This window comes from Vibrio ouci, assembly GCF_004551525.1.
GTDB lineage: Bacteria > Pseudomonadota > Gammaproteobacteria > Enterobacterales > Vibrionaceae > Vibrio > Vibrio ouci.
In genome coordinates this window covers 54,961-76,010 of record NZ_SATR01000006.1, presented here as the reverse complement: position 1 = coordinate 76,010, position 21,050 = coordinate 54,961, and the positions used below count along the sequence as shown (strand labels likewise).

At 43.2% G+C, this 21,050-nt stretch carries 14 protein-coding genes; 5 read left to right on the top strand and 9 right to left on the bottom strand.

What is annotated here, in order from left to right; translation table 11 throughout:
* The first annotated feature begins 230 nt into the window (after nucleotides 1–230).
* Entirely contained in the window at nucleotides 231–2,417 is a 2,187-nt protein-coding gene (locus ELS82_RS06135; RefSeq protein WP_134834687.1) for a TonB-dependent hemoglobin/transferrin/lactoferrin family receptor, read from the top strand.
* A 443-nt stretch (nucleotides 2,418–2,860) separates the two neighbouring features.
* Here the strand turns inward: ELS82_RS06135 and ELS82_RS06130 are convergent, their stop codons facing one another.
* From ELS82_RS06130 to ELS82_RS06115, 4 genes are all read right to left on the bottom strand, one after another.
* On the bottom strand, nucleotides 2,861–3,112 hold the full coding sequence (locus ELS82_RS06130) for a hypothetical protein (protein ID WP_004411762.1): 252 nt from the start codon (nucleotides 3,110–3,112) through the stop codon (nucleotides 2,861–2,863).
* Nucleotides 3,112–4,821, bottom strand: coding sequence for an SgrR family transcriptional regulator (locus ELS82_RS06125; protein ID WP_134834686.1), 1,710 nt, complete (start codon nucleotides 4,819–4,821; stop codon nucleotides 3,112–3,114). The genes ELS82_RS06130 and ELS82_RS06125 overlap by 1 nt, the downstream gene beginning before the upstream one ends.
* A 76-nt stretch (nucleotides 4,822–4,897) precedes the next feature.
* The gene (locus ELS82_RS06120) at nucleotides 4,898–5,131 is read right to left on the bottom strand and encodes a DUF3389 domain-containing protein (RefSeq protein ID WP_134834685.1); all 234 of its coding nucleotides are present in this window, start codon (nucleotides 5,129–5,131) and stop codon (nucleotides 4,898–4,900) included.
* Complete coding sequence (locus ELS82_RS06115; RefSeq protein WP_053439144.1) at nucleotides 5,131–5,580, bottom strand: hotdog fold thioesterase; 450 nt, start codon at nucleotides 5,578–5,580, stop codon at nucleotides 5,131–5,133. The genes ELS82_RS06120 and ELS82_RS06115 overlap by 1 nt, the downstream gene beginning before the upstream one ends.
* A gap of 93 nt (nucleotides 5,581–5,673) precedes the next feature.
* On the opposite strand from ELS82_RS06115, the gene ELS82_RS06110 reads away from it, so the two are divergent.
* Complete coding sequence (locus tag ELS82_RS06110) at nucleotides 5,674–6,462, top strand: M48 family metallopeptidase (protein WP_134834684.1); 789 nt, start codon at nucleotides 5,674–5,676, stop codon at nucleotides 6,460–6,462.
* Nucleotides 6,463–6,498: 36 nt separating this feature from the next.
* Here the strand turns inward: ELS82_RS06110 and ELS82_RS06105 are convergent, their stop codons facing one another.
* A complete protein-coding gene (locus tag ELS82_RS06105) occupies nucleotides 6,499–7,581 on the bottom strand; it encodes a site-2 protease family protein (protein ID WP_134834683.1) in 1,083 nt (360 codons plus the stop codon).
* A gap of 265 nt (nucleotides 7,582–7,846) precedes the next feature.
* Between ELS82_RS06105 and ELS82_RS06100 the strand changes: the two genes are divergently transcribed.
* The gene (locus ELS82_RS06100) at nucleotides 7,847–8,404 is read left to right on the top strand and encodes a PhnA domain-containing protein (protein ID WP_134834682.1); all 558 of its coding nucleotides are present in this window, start codon (nucleotides 7,847–7,849) and stop codon (nucleotides 8,402–8,404) included.
* 56 nt (nucleotides 8,405–8,460) lie between these two features.
* On the opposite strand, the gene ELS82_RS06095 is transcribed toward ELS82_RS06100, so the two are convergent.
* Both ELS82_RS06095 and ELS82_RS06090 read right to left on the bottom strand, forming a co-directional pair.
* A complete protein-coding gene (locus tag ELS82_RS06095; RefSeq protein ID WP_134834681.1) occupies nucleotides 8,461–9,912 on the bottom strand; it encodes a tryptophanase in 1,452 nt (483 codons plus the stop codon).
* 378 nt (nucleotides 9,913–10,290) lie between these two features.
* The gene (locus tag ELS82_RS06090; RefSeq protein WP_244230763.1) at nucleotides 10,291–11,583 is read right to left on the bottom strand and encodes an aromatic amino acid transporter; all 1,293 of its coding nucleotides are present in this window, start codon (nucleotides 11,581–11,583) and stop codon (nucleotides 10,291–10,293) included.
* A 350-nt stretch (nucleotides 11,584–11,933) separates the two neighbouring features.
* Here ELS82_RS06090 and ELS82_RS06085 point away from each other — a divergent pair, with 350 nt between their 5' ends.
* Complete coding sequence (locus tag ELS82_RS06085; RefSeq protein WP_134834680.1) at nucleotides 11,934–12,614, top strand: winged helix-turn-helix domain-containing protein; 681 nt, start codon at nucleotides 11,934–11,936, stop codon at nucleotides 12,612–12,614.
* Nucleotides 12,607–13,056: a hypothetical protein gene (locus ELS82_RS06080; protein WP_134834679.1), complete on the top strand. Its 450-nt coding sequence runs from the start codon at nucleotides 12,607–12,609 to the stop codon at nucleotides 13,054–13,056. Before ELS82_RS06085 ends, ELS82_RS06080 begins: the two co-directional genes overlap by 8 nt.
* A gap of 34 nt (nucleotides 13,057–13,090) precedes the next feature.
* On the opposite strand, the gene ELS82_RS06075 is transcribed toward ELS82_RS06080, so the two are convergent.
* Complete coding sequence (locus ELS82_RS06075) at nucleotides 13,091–14,743, bottom strand: S1 family peptidase (RefSeq protein WP_134834678.1); 1,653 nt, start codon at nucleotides 14,741–14,743, stop codon at nucleotides 13,091–13,093.
* Nucleotides 14,744–14,942: 199 nt separating this feature from the next.
* Nucleotides 14,943–20,984, bottom strand: a complete 6,042-nt coding sequence (pulA, locus tag ELS82_RS06070; protein ID WP_134834677.1) for a pullulanase-type alpha-1,6-glucosidase — start codon at nucleotides 20,982–20,984, stop codon at nucleotides 14,943–14,945.
* Nucleotides 20,985–21,050 lie beyond the last annotated feature (66 nt).

The following is a 21,050-nucleotide window of genomic DNA, read 5'->3' as shown; positions in this document are numbered from 1 at the left end:
CTGTAAGTAGCGTGACACAAATCACACATTACACGTATTAATTGAACCTTTACAAATGTTAAATAAATTCATATATCACTGTAATTTAAAAGATTTTCTCGTTATTAAGACAAGTTTGACGTACGAAAACCACCAAAAACACCAATGCGAACAATAGTAATTATCATTTAGATCCAATAAGATTCGTATCGCTCAACGAAAACCTATATGGATAAAAGGTAATAACCATAATGTATAAAAAATCTCTACTGTCAGCTTCAATCGTTTTCGCGCTGACGTCAACTGCCTCCGCCGAAGAATATGCCCTATTTGACGAAGTTGTGGTATCTGCAACACGTACAGAGCAAAACAAAGAAGACGTAGCTGCGTCTATTGATTCATTTTCCTCCGAAGATATCGACAACTCTCTTTCAAACGATTTAAAAGATGTTCTTCTCAATACCCCTGGGGTTGATGCGACGACTTCTGGTCGCTTCGGTATTTCAGGCTTCAATATCCGTGGTATGGATGGTGACCGAGTTAAAGTCGTTATAGATGGTGTTCAACAAGTTACCCCATACAACTCAGGCGGTGGCACTCAGGCAATTTACCCGAACACAATAGAAGTCGATACCCTTCAAGCGATTGAAATTAACAAGGGTGCCTCATCGACCCTTTATGGTTCAAATGCGTTGGGCGGTGTGGTTGTTCTTAAAACTAAAGATCCTGAAGACTTCCTTGTAACTGACGGAGATGAATCTCGCTTCGGTATTAAGTCATCATACTCATCAAGCGATGAACAGTTTAAAAACACCTTAACTTGGGCTATGCGACGTGGCGATCTTGAAACCATTCTTATCGGAACCTATGCGCAAGGTCATGAAACAGAAGCTTATGGTGATGGTGCTGACGTCGAAGGTGAAGATCGCGGAATTTCAAACCCTGCTGATAAAGACATGAGCAATATCCTTGCAAAAGTCTATTACCAATTGAACGAACAAAACCGTATCGGCTTAACCTACGAGCGCAACAACCAGAACTTTGAAGAAAATAAGCTAAGTGGTAATTACACATCTAGCCACCCTATGTTTGGCGACATTGTTACGTACGACAATTCAACTTCTGACGATGAAACGTTACGTGAAAAAATCGGCATCAGTTACGAGCTGCTTGGCAATAACGTTGCTTTCGATAGCATGGCGCTTAATCTGAATTTCCAAACAACTGAAAGCACTAACGAGAACTACGCTTTAGTCACTGACCATCTCGGCATGATTGGTTACAGCGGCGAGCGTACACGAACACGTTACGCTGAAGACGAAACTGTCCAGTTCGATGCGCAGTTCGATAAAGTCGTTGCCTTAAGTAACTCAACTCATGAGCTCACTTATGGCTTGAACTACGTAAATACTGATTTCTCACTAAACAATGTCGATTACTTCCACGACAATGGTACTTCTTCACCAGGCGCGACAAATGTTCCAGACGCGAAGATGGATCAATGGGGTGTATTTGCGCAAAACAACATTTTCCTACTTGATGAACGGTTAGTTCTTAACGTAGGCCTGCGTTATGACGCTTATGAGGCCAACCCATCGACAGATGATGGATTCTCGACAATGCATAAGGTAAACGAAGACGATGCATTCACTGGTAAGGTTGGTGCGGTTTATCACTTTAATGATCAATTGAGTACCTTCGCTCAAATTGGTCAAGGCTTCAAAGCACCTACCGTAGAGCAATTGTATTACGAGTACGATAAAGGTTCTGACTTTACACCAAACTCAGATCTTGAAGCAGAGAAAAGCACATCTTACGAAATCGGCTTCCGTGGCAAAAACGAGTTCGCTCAATTTGAGCTAGTTGGCTTCTTCAACGACTACAAAGGCTTTATTTCAACAGAACAACTACCTGAAAAGACTCCAGGCAAAGAGCACTTCACATTGGTTAACCTCGATGAAGTAGAAATCAAAGGTGTTGAATTTAGTAATGTATTGCTACTCGATCAGATGTTTAGCGCGCCTGAAGGTACATACACTACGTTCTCTATTGCGTACGCTGAAGGGGAAGATAAGAAAACCAGTGAGAAACTGACCTCTGTAGCACCTTTAACATCTGTTATTAGCCTTGGTTATGACAACTTTGAACACAAATTTGGTGGCTTGGCTACTTTGAAGTTGGTAGCAAGCAAAACGGATTGGCCAACAGAAACTTATGATTATGAAGATTCTTCGGGTTATGGCGTTGTTGATATCACAGCATATTATCAACCAATGACAGATCTTACGTTACGAGCAGGCCTGTTTAACGCGTTCGATAAGAAGTATTGGCAGTATGACAACTTTACGGTCGATTCTAGCGCTAGCACAGCTTCATATAATGATCGTTACTCTGAGCCGGGCCGTAACTGGGGTGTTAGCTTAGATTACCAATTCTAATTTCCATATAGTAAACAAAAGCCAGCTCAATGCTGGCTTTTTTACGTTTATGGGTATAACCAATTGATTATTAACCCATAAAAAACAAAAAAGCTCCCATTTAAGGAGCTTTAATCACTAACATTTGCTAAAAAGATTATAAAAAATGGAGCAAATGTGAGAATTACTTAGCGCTAGCCATCTCTTTCTTTACCATAACAGCAGCTGCAACGATAAAAGTGATGATCAGACCTAGTTCCATTGTGTACCTCTGAGATATATTTGGAAAAACCGAAGATTAACTGCGGATATTCTAACAGTTTTAAATAACATTGATAGCTCTTAACAAGGTTTTTACGTATTTTATCGATTCAGATCAAAATTAACGTTGAGTGCTCTGTTATTTACACTTTCTGTATCCTTTTTAATCAGCAGGTTTGCCAAAATAATATTCTAGAACGCCACTATTTCATGGTCACTTTTCCACCGATTATCTTGTAAGCAGGCGTTCCCCTAACTAGCGTGTCGCGCGCAAATTCTCCACCACACTCGGGGCAAAAACAGGGCGTTTTCGTGAAATCTTCGACAATACGCTCTTTAAAACACTTAACTAGAGCGCCCTTGCCTCCCTTGCGATACTTAAACAATTGCGCTTTACACTTTGCACAGTAGATATTGACCGTTTTACTTGGCTGCTTCTTATTTGGTTTTGCCACTACTCAGTACCGTCGTCCTTTTCAAGAAGCTGAGGCTTAACCCACACCTTGCTAAAATCAAACCAACCCAGTGCATTACACTTTGCATTTTGTAATGAGCCACATTGATCTTTACTTACCCCAAGCCAGCAGTGAAACATCGGGATCAACTGCATTTTTTCAGCTAACGACTTACCCAGTGCTTTTGAAGGAAACGCTGCGTTTGGCGTCGCTTGCCAGTCTCTGACTAGCTGTGCCCAATAATCAAAGTCTTCTTCTTTACTTAGCGCAGCAATATCACTGTAGTTAAGTAGCCAGCCTGCTAATGCGTCATCGCGATTGGTTGAAATTCCCATTGGCTTTAACCATATATCGATAGCAGACGTCTCTTCGACAGTTTGATCATAAGTAATCAGATTGACGCCTAACCCATCTTGCTTAAGCAATGACTCAATACACTTAACCAGTGTTGGGAACATTGGGTGTTGTCCGTGGTAGGCAATCGTCACCGTGCGATATGACGGCGGTGATGTGTAGCCTTGTTTGGTATGGTGATACCAACCCGGCTTTAAACCATGAGCAGGTAACACGCCGAGCTCGGCCAATTTATCTTGTGGAAGCTGCTGGAACAGATTCAGCGTGGTGAGTTTTTGGCTAAAGTAGTTTGCCCAATCATTTGTAGCGGCCAAGCCATCCTTTCGGTTGAGCATCAATAAGGTACAACCTGGGTCCAACTCAACTTCATCGGAAAACTCAGCCGTCTCAGGTCGAACAGGGTTTGCTAGGCTTGGAAACACCATTGATGAATGCGCTTCATCAATCACCCAAACCTCTACTCGATCGAGTAATGGCCTAAATCCAAAGTATCCATCAAACGCTTGTAAAACCAAACGTTTTTGATCGTTTTGCACAATACGATAAGGCCCAGTACCGATTGGCAACTCATCAAAGTTATCCGCTCTACTTTCTAGCGGTAAGGTAATTTTTGCGCATGACTCCGACAATAAAAGAGGCAATTTATAGTCTGCTCGATCCAAATGAACATCAACGATCAAATGGCCCGGAGACTCAACCCGTTCAATGTGTGAAAACAGCGTCTTTTGCTTTAATGCGACCAAGCAATCGAGAATGTTTTCAACCGTCAGGAGGTCACCGTTATGGAATCGTACACTCGGACGAATGTAAAAGCGCCAATGAGTAGAGCTGACCATTTCCCATGTATGAGCAAGATCTGCTTGTAACTGCTCTTGTTCATCAATACGTGTTAATCCACTAAAAATTTGCTGAGCGATATGCAGCTCAGAACGCCTCATTTGATCAAAAGGGTTTAGGTTTGATAGCGGTCGATAGTATGGTAGGCGTACAACTTGCTGTCCCTCTTGATGGACAATACCAAGATATTTTTCAACGACTTGAGCGAGTTTGGCACTATCGTGGTCGAGCACCTTTAATGCTTGGCCGATTTTGCCTTCTTCCAAATAGCGTTTTGCCAAATTCTCACTAACGTCAGCTCGGCTTCTTTTAAAGTTGAGTTGGGAAAGCTTGCCGCGCCCAGGAGCAGGATGCCACTCTAGCCACCCTTCTTCTTCCATTTTATTGAGTACGATTCGTGCATTTCGACGGGTACAAAATAGGATTTCGGTAATTTCTTCTAGTTGAACACCGGAGTCTTGTCCTTTGTAATGTTCAAATAGCGTTTCAAACTGAACTCTTAGGCGGGGGCTACTCATAAAGAGGAAATCTCATTAACATTGGTCTGTTAATGAGTTTCCCCATTTGTGTAGATAGGATCAAGTGCTAATTGGATTATTGAATCGCAATGCTTGTTTCTTGTGCGATTTGTTGAAGCTGATCTTCGCTATCTAGCTTAATCGACCATTTTGTCTCGCTACCGTTTGCAGCTATCACATTCGCGCCGCGTCCAATTAAAGTAATTGCATCGACTTGAGATTGAAGCGTCACCATCGACGCAGATTCAAGTTTCACCACAATTTCATGCGGCGTAACAATCACCTTTCCGGCACTAAAATCAATAACCATTACTCCGCCTCTTTACGTCGGGTAGTCGACTTTTTGTTTTTTACCGCGATGGTTAATCGGCTGGTACAGACGAGTCTTTCGCGATCATCGGTAATATTGATTTGCCAGACTTGAGTAGAAACACCTAAGTGAATCGGTTTGGCAGTCCCAATCACGTGGCCACTACGCATAGAGCGAACATGGTTAGCATTGATATCTAGGCCTACACAATAACTGCCTTCCGCCACACAAAAGTTTGCCGCAACCGAGCCCAATGTTTCCGCTAATACCACAGAAGCCCCGCCGTGTAACATGCCCAATGGCTGGTGGGTAAACGAGCAAACTGGCATGGTCGCCGAAATATAGTCATCACCAAATTCGGTATAAATAATGTTGAGGTGCTCTATCAATGTATTTTTTGAGGTTTTATTTAGCACTTCTAGGTCAATCGGGCGTTTCCAAATACTCATCTATATTTCCAATCGAGACTACAGTTAACAAGGATTGTAACCTAATGTTATGATTTACCTAATTAGATTCTTACGTTTGCTATAGGGAACTCAATGCAAAAGTGGCTAAAGCTATCAACCGTCGTTACAACACTTGCTATTGCGGCATGTAGCGCCTCTCCAACCGGACGTAATCAGTTATTGCTATTTTCTGATAATGATATGAGTAGCTTGGGTGCACAGTCTTTTGATCAAATGAAGAAAGATCAGAAAGGCAGCACAGATGCGAAGACAAACGCGTACGTACAGTGTGTTACACAGGCCATCACTCAGCATGTTCCTGCACAAGCGGGATTTAAACAGTGGGAAGTGGTGGTATTTGATAGCGAGCAAGTTAACGCTTTTGCCCTGCCCGGCGGAAAGATTGGCGTTTATACGGGGTTATTAGACGTTGCAGTTAACCAAGACCAGCTCGCAACCGTGATCGGCCACGAAATCGCACACGTACTTGCAGACCACAGTAACGAGCGTTTATCCCAGTCTCAAATTGCCAACGCGGGTCTGCAAATTACTAATCTCGCTTTGGGTTCGTCAGAGTATTCTCAGTACACAGGCGTTACTATGGCGGCGCTAGGCTTAGGCGTGCAATATGGCGTATTAATGCCTTATGGGCGCACGCAGGAATCTGAAGCAGATATTGTCGGATTAGAATTGATGGCAAAATCAGGCTTTGATCCTAACCAAAGTGTCGATTTGTGGAAGAACATGGCTAAAGCGTCAGGTGGCCAACAACCACCAGAATTGCTCTCTACGCACCCTTCTCACAGTACGCGTATAGAAGATTTAAAAGCGAAGATCCAAAGCTTGCCAAACTACAACGCTAAACGGCCAAATTGTTCATAAGTAAAAGGGAGCATCATGCTCCCTTTTTAATATCTGTTATGTACCTAAAATTAGTAAAGGTAGCTGCAGTAATTGATCGCCAGTAGAGGCAAAGAACCAAATAATGCCAATCAATGATGCCACCAAACCGACATACCACACCGCCGAGATAATTTGTCCGTATCTATCAAGCGGTAGTAAATGGCTATTATGACGACCGCGCCATTCAATGACGATCTCTAGCATACCCATAATCAATAAGAATCCAAATAAGGTCAGGCCTAACGAGTAACTAAGCACCACTCCACCAGCCGCAGCCGCAGTACACAGAATGATTCCTGCAACGCTGTTCATTGAAAAGCTGATACTTTTAAGCACATGACCGCCATCAAGCGGCAGAATCGGTAGTAGATTAAACAGGTTTAAGAAAGCGTTAAATACCGCTAATCCCGCGAAAAACATCTCACCAGTAATTAGGTAGACGATCAAAAGAATCACCGACAGGATCAAGCCAAACATTGGACCCATAATCGAGATAACAACATCTTGCCAACGTGTGTTGATCTTCTCATCACTCAGCGCTAATCCACCAAGAAATGGGACTAAGTAGATACCTTTGGTTTTCATACCAAAGTACTTCATCGCCTTAACATGGCCATATTCGTGAAATACCAAACAAGCAATCAGCGCGAGAGCAAATTGAAATGAAAACAGCCATGAATAAGCAGCTAAACTCGCTGAAGCCAACACCACTTTAATTAACTTGGCACTCTTTAGCGCCTTCATACCTAACGAGAGTAAACCAATTAGGCTAAAACGTTTTTCAGGTGTCGGTGGCGTGAACGGAACCTGCTTCTCAATATCTTTAGTATCACGGCTCCCCTGTTGGATAGTTTCACCGTTCACCGATGCATGGTAATCAATAGTAAAAGGTTGCCAGATTAGGGTGGTTTCAAGTTTACAAACCAGCTCTTGCTCTCCATTCATCAAAGTGAACTGATGATGCGAGTTATCGCCGCGCTCTGAATTGGCATCAAGCTGTGAGACCAACTGGTTGTTCCAAAACAGTTGCTGCCAACCCGCCATAGAGCCTTCTAGACGAAGTGGCTTACCTAAAAATTCAATCGAGAGAAGTTCCAACGCTCGTAACCTATTAATTTGCTATAAAGACGCCGTTGATTATGCCTATCCTGACTAATGAGGTAAAGAAAATGCTAACAATGTGACAATGTCACACAGATTAAGCCATTGATGGAGCTTATTTTGTTTACCTTTAGTATTCAAAAGTCAGAGTAAAGCAATTTTATATCAGTTAAACCTTTGCTATTCGGTATACCCCTTTCTTTTCGATGGATAAAGTGCATAATAGCCGCGTAATTAACACCTAACTATATGTGAGTCCATTATGTCTTCTGAAGCTACTATGCTAGAACGCTGCCAATCAAAATGTGAATTATGTGCTGCTGATGCACCATTAACCGCTTATGCCGTTCCTCCGCACAGCCACGTGACAGTAGATTACGCCATCATGGTATGTGACAAGTGTCTAGGTGAAATCGAAGAGCCAAAAGACATCAACCACTGGCGTTGTCTAAGTGACAGCATGTGGAGCCAAGTTCCTGCTGTTCAAGTAACGGCATGGCGCCAACTAACTCGTCTAAACACTGAAAGCTGGGCGCAAGACGCGCTAGACATGATGTACATGGAAGAAGATCAAATGAACTGGGCAATGACGGGGATGTCAGCTGATGACAAACCATTCGATTGCAACGGCGTTGAACTTAAAAAAGGTGACGACGTAACGGTTATCAAAGACCTACCAGTTAAAGGTACTAACCAAGTAATCAAGCAAGGCACTGTTATCCGTGGCATCAGCATCGGTGACGATCCTAAGCTTGTTTCTGGTAAAGCGAACGGCGGCCAATCTATGTACGTAATCGCAGAATACTGCCGTAAGAAGTAATCACAAGTTACTTTCGACAGATATTAGAAAGGCGCTCAGTTGAGCGCCTTTTTTGTTTAGTCGACGTAAGCAAATCTTGCGTTGAAATGCCTTAACACAGGCGGTTCATAAGTGAATCTCACGCCTTTGATGCTCCCTACGTTCTCTTTTACAATTCTAAACGCCTCAATAATGTAGTCCATATGTGACTGAGTGTAGGTAGCTCGCGGTATGGTAATTCGTAAAAGTTCCGCGGGACAAGGTAACTGCTCCCCTGTTTTATGATCACGACCAAGTAGCAACGAACCAATTTCCGGCGTCCGGATACCTGCAACAAGGTAAAGCTCATTGGCCAAGGCTACCCCAGGGAATTGCTCTGGCGGAATATGCGGTAGCAACTTACCGGCATTGACGAATGCGGCGTGCCCACCTGGCTGCTGGCACTCAACGCCGATCCCTCTAAGTCCCTCAACAAGGTAACGAACCTGCCCAATACGGTATTCTAACCACTCTTGCCTCATCGCTTCGTAAAGACCAACGGCGAGCCTTTCCATAGCGCCACCTTCAAGACCGCCATAAGTTGGAAAGCCCTCTAAAACGACACAGAGGTTTTGGCAATCTCTGAATACATCAAAATATTCGTGGTTTCTAAAACTGAGTATTCCACCAATAGGCACCATGGCGTCCTTTTTGGCAGACATCGAAAACAAGTCACCATATTGAAACATTTCTTTGGTGATCTCTTCAATCGAGTGATATTCATAGCCAAGCTCACGTTGCTGAATGAAGTAGGCGTTTTCAGCAAACCTTGCGCAATCTATGACCACTGGGATCTCGTGTTCACGCGCTATCGCATACACCTGTTGCATGTTTGCCATTGAGACTGGCTGACCACCGATTGAATTACAAGTAATCGTCATAACAATATATGGAATATGCTCTGCGCCCACTGATTCTATGGTGGTTTGAAGCATATCGAGATCCAAATCCCCTTTAAAACACGCCAGTTTGTTGGTATCAAACGCGTCATCTATTGGCGCATTTACAATATTGCAGCCATTTATCTGGGAGTGCGCCTGAGTTGTGTCGAAGAAAAAATTAGAAATAACCGTCATCTTACTCCGTTCTAGACCGTAGTTTTTTTCTCTGAAGTCAATCAATGTTGGCACATAGAGCTGCTCTGCTCCGCGACCTTGGTGAGTAGGAATGGTCAGCTTGTAATCAAAGATGTCTTCTACCGCGCTTTCAAGTTTTCGGAAGCTTTTGCTACCGCTGTACGCATCATCTCCTTTTAGCATCGCTGCTTGCATTGACTGCGTGACGGCGCCTGTACCACTGTCTGTTAAGCAGTCTATATACACATCCTTACTGTCTAATAACAAAGTATTTAATCCTGATTCGTTAAGGGCACGCTCACGCTCTAGTGGGGAGATTCGATCAATAGGCTCTATGACTCGAATACGAAATGGCTCTGGTGGATGTATGGTAATACGGGATTTCACTGCTGAAATTCGTTGTTCTCTATTCATTGTTTTTTCCATCACTGTTAATTGCAAAGGTGTATCGAAACACTATTAAGACAAAGAGTTACGATACCGGGTGCTTGGAGCGACACTACCCAGCGCGTCGTTTAGGATGGTATTGAACAACACTCATATGAATTAATAATTTATGCGTTATTTATTGTCGTCGAACCTTCCGAATGCATTAATTATTGATATTTTACTTTCTAAGTGCAGTTGGCGCGGATAACAATAATTAGGCAGGAAAGAGATATAGCTTGGTTCCATAACACTAGCCACGGAAAAAGGTACCTTGCTTACTCTATTACTTTTCGGCGTGTGACTTCCTGCATTAGCGCCGTGTCTTGACCACACTCCCCCGTGTGGTCTTTTTTTAACTCCTTGTCATGAAGAAACACCAAATATAGGTAGTAAAGAAGTAAAAGAGAGCACATGAATAAAAATACTCCCGAGCCCAAAAAAAAGTATTCCCATAAGGGTCCAATTCCCGCCTCTTACCTTGTAATCGGTTTGTTGTAGCGACCTCGCTCGCTTATCTCTTACTTTAAACACCAGTAATGTTGGAATGATACAAGTCCAAAAGGCAGCAGCAGATGCAGCAACAGATAAAGCAGATAAAAAGCCGTGTGGAACCAACAAAGACAAAAATAAAGGTGGAAGAAATGTGACAGCCAGTGTTTTTCCCCTTCCTATTTTACTATTATCAAAACTGAATAGATCTGCGATATAGTCAAACACCCCCATCCCAACACCAATAAAACTTGATAAAATCGCAGCCGCCGTGAAGGAAGAAATAATATCTTTAGTATCACTGTGAATATATTGAGAAAGTACTGAAAGTAGGATATCTACATCTCCTCCATGGGACACAACATACTGAAAGCTCTGTCTTGGCATATTACCAAATACAGCAACTAGCCATAACACATACATGACTAGAGCAATTGCAGTTCCCAGGATAATCGCAGATTGTGCCTTATGTTCACTTTGATAAATATCACGCAGTGTTGATACGCTATGATGATAGCCGAAGGAGGCTAATGCAATCGGAAAAAGAAATAGCGAATAAAACGCTTTCTCAGATACATTAGTATTGGTATTGAATAGATTATGTACTTGAATTTCGGGAAGAAGACCACTTAAAATAATGATAAAGCTAACAAACACAAATATTATTAGTAAAACTGAAATTCGGCTTACTAAAAGTGGCGAGTACCAAACGAATAACGAACATATTGCGACAAATAATATGGATGCCCATTGATGATCCAATCTGGTAAACTCTTGAATGATTAGGCCTGAAGACGTCGTATAGGCATAAAGTAATGTTCCGCCAACAAAATATACAGAAAGATTGGTAATAACGGCCACCTTGCTGCCCAATAAATCTTTTGTAATTGAAGCAATTGAAATGCGTATTTTATAAGTTTGTAATACTTCCAATATACAACACCCACTCGCAGACATAGCTAACATAGCGATACACAGTAGAAGAGTAGACCATACAGTCCAACCTCCTGCCCCTGATGTTGGCAAAGCTAACATACCCGCACCGACACAAATACATGCAACTATGCTTGCCCCTCCAAATACTGATGGAGACGCACGTTCTTTATCATCCTTGCTTATATTTGTTACTCGTTCTGAAATTGTTGTCTTAGAGAGATTGCTGCTCATTTTGCGCCCCCTGATTACTAGGTAAGTAAAAACACAAGTATCTTTTAATTCAAAATATCAAACCAGAAAAATATGATAATTTACGCAATTAGCTTGAACAACGTAGAGTATCTAACGTTTTTCCCCACTCTATATTCATTAGATTGACTTAGTTAAGTTTCATAAGCAACTCAATTTAAAAGAGATACTTCGTTTGAAAACAAGAATTCTCATGAAAAAATATGGATTAATAAGTATAATTTATTTAACATTTTCTTTATAAACATTAACTTATTACCCAGGTTTCAAGTTCGGGGCTTTTCCCGTGAACCGCTTGCTCCCGTAACCCACTCTAAGTGTCAGGTGCACAAATGGAAATATCAAAAAAAACACCAAAAATAAATGACGATGGAACTTCAAAGTCACATGTTAAAACTTCAAAGTCACATGTTAAAATTGGTAATTGCGTTTTAGTCAAAGATGATTCGACTTCGGAAGTTCGCCTTCCAAGCGGGAAATCCATGCCTTTGACACACCCGGAAAGTGCGATTTTGCTTTGCCTATATCAAAGCGTTGGGAATGTGGTTACAAAGCATGACTTACTCGTCGCTGGCTGGGGACGTCCCGACATAATCGGCCCAAACTCTCTTCCTGTTGCCATGACCAACATTCGAAAAGTATTAAATTTAGCTGAAATTGAAATAATCAATATACCTAGGGTGGGATACAAGCTAGAAGTGCCAGTAAAAGAAAATAAATCCCCCACTACTGCCGAACACCGCTCTAAACCCTTTATGATTGGTAATATTCACGAAGTTATTTCATTCACATTATCGATCACTGTGATTATTTTCATCAGCGTAATATTGATTTTCACCTCTATCGCATGGGTGGGAGTTGAATGTAAAAATGTTGATGACGCTTCATTTTGCTACAACGAAAGAAATCAACTGGAAGTACTCTCCTCCATAGACAGTGTCGTACCGGGTGACGGTAGAAAATTGTATTTTAATAAGTCTGGCGAGTGGGTAGAGGTAAAGCAATATGATTAGAACATTGAGAATATCAGCTTTAGCGATATCACTTATCATAATTGCGTTATTTTCATATGGAGCAACAATTGGGTATATTAGTAATTATGAAATAGTCATCACACATGAAAATCGTAAAGCCCAAATTTTCGCCTACCGAGGACGGGTTACAGCGTTGCACACTAATTATAACGAGGATGAGGAAATAGTATCTCAGTGGCGAATCTCATCTTGGCAGTTATTATTTGGACATCAGTGGATAAGAATATTTGAAAGCCGCGAGCAACTTTTTGGTGTTGTGTCAGATGACAAAGTCACACAAGAAAACTTACTCAGCCAACATTTATGGTTTAGGTTCAGTAGGATCGAAAGATTCGGTGATACAATTTATATATGGGATAACCATCCTGTACCAACACTTTACGAAGGAAAGATAAAAGGCAAGCTTCTCTTACTCAAATAATACTGCCTAGCACAAGAGCTAGGCAGTAAACGATTTATATTATTTCATCTTCTAGTTTCTTGAAGTGTAAATCATCTATCCATATCTTAGCGTCATTCCCATGATTTGTGTATATAATTTGCACATCATTGTTATCTTGCTCAAGGGGCAGTGGTATTGAAACAAACTCCTCTTCAATACTGGCGTTATAAAAAGGATAAGATTGTCCATTTACGTTGAAGTATATTGAATCCCATCCATTAGCGTTATCTACCATAATATCAAGTTGTAGCTTACCTGGCGGTAAATCCCTGATCGATATTACGCTTTCTTCGCCTACATTAATTTTAGGGTTAGTCAATGACGATACACCTTCACTAAATATATCTTCATCAATTTCCCAATTGGCCCCATATGCCAATATATCGAGCTTAGCGTTGCCTAATACTTTTGAGTAATAGCTAGGGGCGTCACTAGCATAGTCGAATTTAATGAATGATAATAACTCCAATTCCGGTGTTAGAATTGGCATGGAGACTACATCAGCGATAACGCGCTGATCATTGGTATTTTCCCAGGTTACATCAACGTAACACTCTTGGTTAGGTGCTAGCCATTCTGGGCAGGTGTTTCGAGTAATGTTACCTTCGTGTACTTGTGGACTGCCAAGTTGAACTGCTGAATCGCGGTAATTTTTGTAGTCTAACCTTTCACCATGGCGACTTTGGCTCATGAGTTTCAAATCATAATAGTCCTGTGTGTACGAAATTCCATGTTGTAAGTATTCAATGTCTTCTAGGTGATAAGGTATACTAGCATAAACACCATACGCATCAGGCTGCGCACAACCTTCACCCCAACTAACGATACCTACTTGCTTGTCTGCCTCCTCACCCGCTGTTGCGAGCAGTGGGCCACCACTATCACCATAGCAAGAGTCCTTTTTGCCCTCCTTGAAGCCTGCACAAATTGATTCATTACCTATTTTTGAGTATTGGCCGCCAACTGCTTTACATACTTCAAGATCGACATAAGGTACGTTTACATAATTAAGAATGTGGTCTGGTTTGGAGCCTTGTTCGTCCAACGCAGTCAATTCTTGCTCATGTCGTTCGTCAAGTTCATTATCCCCCCAACCCATTGTCGTAGTTAACTCCCCAGGCTTGACTAGAGCAAATTCTTCGGGGTTCATCAGCTCAATGAATGGGTACTTAGAAGGTTTTGTCAGCTCTAGAACGGCATAGTCATAAAGTTCCATAACTTGAACATATTCTCCAGAGCCATCATCATAGTATTCTCCAATTGGTTTCGACGTAGGAAAAAAGATATTCTTCACATCTATACGTTCACCATCTTTTGCTTCTAGATCATATGCGCCAACTTGGACGCTTAGGCCTTTAGCAGTGCTATAATCAATACAATGAAGCGCAGTGAGCACATATCGTGGATGAATTAACGTAGCGCCACAGATTCCGCGGTCGTTCGACGACGCGTTTCTTGGCAATAGTCGCCCCATAAATGGAAACTGGCCGGGTTTGGCTTTGATGCCGCCAATGACATCTGTCTCAGGAGACGATCTCCCTTCCGCGTTAATCTCATCGGCTACATTGGCCGTACTATAAAATAGCGCGCAGACCGACAAAGATAAAAGCACCGAGCTAGTAGCAACAATGACTGTATATTTATTTTCTGTCTCCGTATGTTTCATTATATACCCTTACATTTAGGATGTTTGAGTATTCATTTATGTGACAGCACTGCTATGTTTACTAATTATTAATCGATTATTATGCTTTAAATATATCACTGAATAGTGTCGTATTTTTGTAAATTACCATCTTTATCAAGTAATAACAAAGGCGCTCAATTGGGCGCCTTTGTTGTTATTGCTTGATAACTCGAGCTTGTTATTTAACCAACAGAAGTCGACCAGTTAGTGACGGAACTTGAACCGCTCCATTAGCAGACTGAATGCTAATACTCTCACCCGTCATCAGATCGACAAACTCTGACGCTGATTTGATACGTGATAAATCCACATCGAGCGTACGTAGGCTTTCACTCGAATTAAGAACGTAGATAACTTGCTGCTCACCATCAACTTTAAGATCGGCATAGAGCGTATCATCTAGCCAAAGGTTTCTTCTTTCACCGTTGAATAACGCTGAATGCTCACTGCGAACCTTCATCAATTTAGCGACGTATTGCTTAAGATCGCTTCGCTCATGGCTAAGAGTTGTAGACGTAACGCCTTCAACTTTCGCACTTGAACGTGCAACGTGGTCATCACAAAGCCCTTGGCTGACACAATCTGACGTTACTTTAGCGTCAAAGTTTTCAACTTCATCACCAATTTCCTCACCGTAGTAGAAGGTAATTGGGCCAGAATATGCAGCTAAGAAACTGTATGCGGCTTTATGGCGTTGGAAGTAATCGCCTAATCCACCACGTTGAATCAAGTCACCAAAGCGAACTAAATCGTGGTTACCAATCATTAAGTTTGGCATCGCATGATACGGCGCTTTTGTTCTAGAGTTCCATTGTGCATCGAGTGCCCGAGCATTGCCCTTGGCGCCCGACTCTTCCACAGCAAGCGCCTGAACTAAGCCGTAACGAAGCGGGAAGTTAAATGCAGATGAAAGCCCTGGTTTAGCGTCGCTGCCATAGACAGTGCGTGTAATTTCATCAGCACTACTCCATGCTTCACCGACCATGTAACCGAGTGTGCCCCACGCCTTACCGGCTAGAACATTTTCCATCGATGCTGCTTCTACTGCCGTGCGCATACGACTCCAGCTATCTAAGGGAACTTGGTACGCTTGGTCCAATCTCCATCCATCAATTTCATACTCTTTAATCCAGTATGTGGCCACTTCAGTGAAGAAGGCTTCACTATCTGCATTTGGATAGATGACATATTGGCCTGGGTAACCTGACTCTTTTCTTAAACTAGGCACTTTGCCTGTTGGTGAAGGCTTGGCACCATTGATGTTGGTATGACCAAATACACCGTCTAAGAACACATAAAGTCCTTTTGCGTGAGCTGTATCAATCAGCTCTTTTAACTTCTCGTTGGTTCCAAATTTAGGGTCAACGTTAAAGAAGTCACAAGCAAAGTAGCCTGTCGCATCGAGTTTGTCGTCTCCTCCTTGTCCGGCACATGAATCAAACACCGGTGTTAGCCAAAGCGCATTCATATTGAGGCTCTTGATATAGTCGAGGCTATTAATGATCCCTTGAAGATCCCCTTTATGATGTGAGTTGCCATAACCTACGCCGTAGTCGTGGTTTGAGTCACCATCAACAAAGGACTCAACCATGACTTGATAGATACGTAAATCACAAGCCGTATTGGTATCACTGTAGCAACCGTAATCTAGCCCTGTATCTTCCACCGCAACTTGTAGAGATGACTGGTCTTTGGCATTTAAACTAAAGTCATAAACACCTTGCTCGATGACGGTAACTTTAATGTTTCCATTACCCGCATCTTCAAGCGTGACCGAACCATCTGCTTGAGTGAAGGCACCAAAGCCAAGGTCTACCGCGCTCCAATCTGCAGACGCCAATTTGAACTCATACACACCAGGGGTTAAGTATCCATTAAATGTGTAGATACCCTCACCTTGGTAGTGCATTTCATTGCTAGTATTCCACCCGTTCATTGACCCACGAACATAGAGCTGGGTACTTCCATATGGCGCAACATCAACAGGTTTGTTGTCAACAACTAGGCCTTCACCCTGTTCACCAGCTTGTGGTAGTACAAATACCGCCGCAGTCAGTGGTGGAACCGTAAAGGTTTCATTGGCAAAGCTAGCTTGCTTAACTATGTCATCAGTCGAGTTTTGAAGCGCGCTATGCAGCTCAAAACCTTGTGCGCCGCTAATCTTGATGCTTTGCTCTGAGGTATTGGCATTGATCAACACAAGAATCGCATCGTTGTTGTGATCTAAGTCCGCGCCGACTGAAACTCCATCGTTCACAGACATTGCAATCAGACCCGGCAGTGCGTTGCTTCCGGTATTATGGAAACGAACTCGATCGACCACTTCTTGCTCTGATACCAGCTTAAGTAGTGGCGTTGACGCGCGTACTTGCAGCAATGCTTTAAATGCACTGTCTGTCCATTCGATATCCTGTGCAGAAGCGACCGTGTTTGGATTGCTAATCACGGATTGAATCGCACTCCAGTTAGCTTGATCTTTGTCTGCGCGCGGTAAGCCGATATTCCAGTTATTGGTTTGTTTGCTGAAATCGACTTTGTTGTACCAGTCACCACTGTCGTAGCTATCGCGTTCCATTGATTTAGAGCGAAGTAGCTCTGAGCCCATATGCAGGAATGGTACGCCTTGGCCTAACATCACCGTTGATAGCCCAACAATCTGCATTCGAGCACGTTGCTCAGAGGTCATATCAGCCGAGGCTTTGTACTGGTTAAAGTCCCACAACGTTTGGTTGTCGTGCTTAGATACATAGTTGATCGACTCTTGTGGATCGAGAGTATACGCAGCGCCTTGACCACCATACTGATAGTCTTTGCCATATACCACGCTGCCACTGTAAGTCTCTAACGGGTAGTTTTGCAGGTTGCCTGTCATACCGTAACGAATCAAATCCATTTTCGATTTCAGACCTTCATCGAATCGGTCTCCGGCATTAGCAAATCCTGGGGTTTGGAGCAGTGCATCGCCACTATCGAATGGCCCACCACGGACTCCATCGCGAAGTCTATCGTTATAAGTACCAATCCCCGTACCTGCCATCGGCCATTGTGTCGCGTTTTCACCACGCTGACCGTTAGCAACCTCACCGAAGTTCCAGCCTTCACCGTAGAACCAAGTGTCTGGATCTACTTGCTTCGCTTTGTCGTAGATATGCAGCATGCTTGACTTCATTAAGTGGCCCATCAAATCAAAACGGAAGCCATCTATCTTGTAGTCTTGCGCCCACATCATGACGCTGTCAGCCACTAACTTCTCAAACATGCGGTTTTCAGAAGCCGTATTATCACAACACGTTGAGTTCTCTACTACACCTGTCATTGGGTTTAAACGGTGGTAGTAGCCCGGAACGGTTTTATCGAGTACTGACTTATCATAAAGACCCGATGAATAAGTGTGGTTGTACACCACGTCTTGAACGACTCGGAAACCCATATCGTGGAGCTTCTTAACCATTTGACGATATTCACGAATTCGATCAGTACCGTCTTTCGATACCGCATAGCTACCTTCCGGCACGCTGTAGTGGAACGGATCGTAACCCCAGTTGAAACCATCTAACGGTCGAATATCCGCCAGTAAAGCCTGAGCTTCACCAGTATTTGGATCGGTTTGTTCAAGAAGCGATAGAATTGTCGCACTATGGCTTGTTCCATCTTCACACAGTTTCGCTTTCGGATTGACGGAACACAACTTACCGACCGTATCATTAAGATTCACGGTTTTAGACTCATGCTCAGGTACAGAGGCTAAGTCATAGCTTGGCAGTAAATGAATCGTGGTTAAGCCTGAATCTTTTAATGACTTAAGCTGCTTAACACTGTCACGTTCATCTTCTAAGAATGCAGTATACTTGCCGTTTCTCTCTGCGGTACCAAGCTGGTCACTCGCACTAAAATCACGAATATGTAACTCATATATGATGTGATCTGCTGGGTTCTGTAGTTCTGGGATATCGTGACTATCCCAACCGTTTGGCTTAGTATGCGCCGAGTTTAAGTCCACAAGCTGCGAATGTAAGCTATCGGTGCTGAGAGACAGTGAGTAAGGGTCTGTGCTCATCATCCATTCAACATGATCCGTTTTTGGATGGTAAGCTTTGACGCGGTAGCGATAGAATATGTTCTCTAGCGCTGCACTTCCTTGATAGCTCCAAACACCTGTATCTGAGTTTGGTGTCATCTTAATCGGCGACTCTTGAACAAGTGCTTTGTCATTATCGTATAGATAAAGCTCTACATCTTGAGCGGTTGGTGCCCAAAGTGCGAAGTTTGCTGTATCAGGCTCAATCCAACTACCGAGCTTCGCTTCGTCAGCATCGTTCGGACCACTGGTGTACAGGACATCAATCACACCCGGGATTTGAACGCGTGTTGCAACAAGGGGTTGGCCTTGTTCATCGAGTGCAACGGCAATTAGCTGCTGTTTTAGTAGTGCCTTTGCTTCCTCGCCTGTTACCGCCAAGTCAAATTGGACTCTACCTTTTAGATGTGGAAATTTAGCATTATCAACAATGCCCGCTAACGCAAGTTCACGCTTAGTAAACTGCTCCGGTTTACTAATATCTCCTGCACCTGCCGACGTTGACCAAAGTTGGTAAGATTTTGCTTGTGAGTGATCAAACCAAGCGAAACTATTAAGATCTAACCAATGTGCCGCTGCTCCAGATAGCTCGACAAGAGTTTGTTCATCAGGTGAGTATTTAAGCGTTGAACTGCCATGCCTGGTGTAGAGTGTATTGCCTTTAGTGAACTCAAGTTTTAGGTCGTCACCACCCAGCGCTTTGTCGTTACCTTTATGCACGATAAAGTTCATGCAAGCGCCGTGAGCTTCTTTAAGTGCTACTGTATATTTTGCGCCATATTCAGGGTGAATGTCCTGCCAGATAAGTGGGTTGCCCCAATCTACGCCATCTAATGCGCCATCGCTAACTGCGTCACAGCTGGCGTTGTTCCATAGGTGTAAGCCCCAATCCGCGTAGTTGCCATCATCACGCTTATAGTAGATAACGGCTTCTTGGTACGTTGGTGCCGGTTCGGTCGAGGTGTTATCTGGGCTCTTAGGATTTGGATCGATCGAGTCAGGAATGCCATCTCCATCGTCATCACTAGAAGCAAAATCTCCTAATCCATCACCATTGGTGTCAGTACTTTCGAACTTATCTTTTGGAAAAGCATCGCTGGCGTTTGGCGCCCCATCACCGTCGAGGTCTTGATCTTCTGAATCCGCAATTCCATCTCCGTCATAGTCGCTTGGCTTACTTTCAGCCGAGTATGGATCGCTACCTAAGCGCTCTTCATCGGCGTTGCTCCAACCATCGCCGTCGATATCAGAGTCTAAGCTGTCTGGAATCTTATCGCCATCAAGGTCGTTTGGCTGACTTTCTGAGTCATAAGGATCCGTACCTAAGCTAAATTCTACGCTATCGGCAAAGCCGTCGTTGTCATCGTCTAAATCACGATGATCGCCAATGCCATCTTTGTCACTATCGGCAGACTCTTGTATATCTGTTGGGAACAAGTCCACTGAGTCGGCAACGCCATCACCGTCGGTATCTTTTGCGACAACAGGCTGGCCGCTGCCATCAATCATCAAGGTCACACCTTCTAGACGGCGGTTACCCTGTTTTTTCTCTTGGCCTAAGGCCTTTGTGCCGCGCTCCACCGTTTCTAAAAGGTTTTCTAAAGTGTGTTCTTCAATGTTATCAGGTAAAACTTGGCTCAACGCCTTTGCGGTTCTCGCAACTAAGCTTTGGCCATTTTCAATATAATCTGCGTCCAAATCCAGCTTGGGCTGTTTTAGCTGACGTCTAAGCTTAGCTGTTGCTCTTTTTTCACTCTGACCATCCTTCATCTGAAGTGAAACATACGTAGAGAGTGGCGTGATGTAGCTATGCTCTGCCGGTGCTAGCATCAAGTAATCTCTTGTGGCTGTAACGCCAGGAATGTCACTATCTATTGAAATACCGCGCGTAACATGGGCGATAAGGTGGACGTTGCGGTCTTGTTTAGATAAACCGCTAATATCGATCGCAGCGTATCCGGTTTCATCTGTCGTCGCTGACGGTTCATGGTCATCCAGTTTATAGTTGCCATTAACGTCGAGCCACACTTCGGCGTTTTCGAGGTAGCCATCCATCACCTGTACTTCTAGTTGATCATTACAACCTGCTAGAAGCCCGAGCGATGCCATGGCTATGCTGAGTTTGGTTAGCTTGATGTTCATTGTTATATCCATTCTAAATTCACGTCGTGAGGTTGAACTCTTTGAAATAAAGTCAAAAATCCTCAA

Excerpts from the sequence above, each read along its gene's own strand:
- ELS82_RS06090 (WP_244230763.1), bottom strand. The coding sequence starts at position 11,583 with ATGAGCAGCAATCTCTCTAAGACAACAATTTCAGAACGAGTAACAAAT.
- ELS82_RS06080 (WP_134834679.1), top strand. The coding sequence starts at position 12,607 with ATGATTAGAACATTGAGAATATCAGCTTTAGCGATATCACTTATCATA.
- pulA (WP_134834677.1), bottom strand. The coding sequence starts at position 20,984 with ATGAACATCAAGCTAACCAAACTCAGCATAGCCATGGCATCGCTCGGG.
- ELS82_RS06095 (WP_134834681.1), bottom strand. The coding sequence starts at position 9,912 with ATGAATAGAGAACAACGAATTTCAGCAGTGAAATCCCGTATTACCATA.
- ELS82_RS06110 (WP_134834684.1), top strand. The coding sequence starts at position 5,674 with ATGCAAAAGTGGCTAAAGCTATCAACCGTCGTTACAACACTTGCTATT.
- ELS82_RS06100 (WP_134834682.1), top strand. The coding sequence starts at position 7,847 with ATGTCTTCTGAAGCTACTATGCTAGAACGCTGCCAATCAAAATGTGAA.
- ELS82_RS06125 (WP_134834686.1), bottom strand. The coding sequence starts at position 4,821 with ATGAGTAGCCCCCGCCTAAGAGTTCAGTTTGAAACGCTATTTGAACAT.
- ELS82_RS06115 (WP_053439144.1), bottom strand. The coding sequence starts at position 5,580 with ATGAGTATTTGGAAACGCCCGATTGACCTAGAAGTGCTAAATAAAACC.
- ELS82_RS06085 (WP_134834680.1), top strand. The coding sequence starts at position 11,934 with ATGGAAATATCAAAAAAAACACCAAAAATAAATGACGATGGAACTTCA.
- ELS82_RS06120 (WP_134834685.1), bottom strand. The coding sequence starts at position 5,131 with ATGGTTATTGATTTTAGTGCCGGAAAGGTGATTGTTACGCCGCATGAA.
- ELS82_RS06075 (WP_134834678.1), bottom strand. The coding sequence starts at position 14,743 with ATGAAACATACGGAGACAGAAAATAAATATACAGTCATTGTTGCTACT.
- ELS82_RS06135 (WP_134834687.1), top strand. The coding sequence starts at position 231 with ATGTATAAAAAATCTCTACTGTCAGCTTCAATCGTTTTCGCGCTGACG.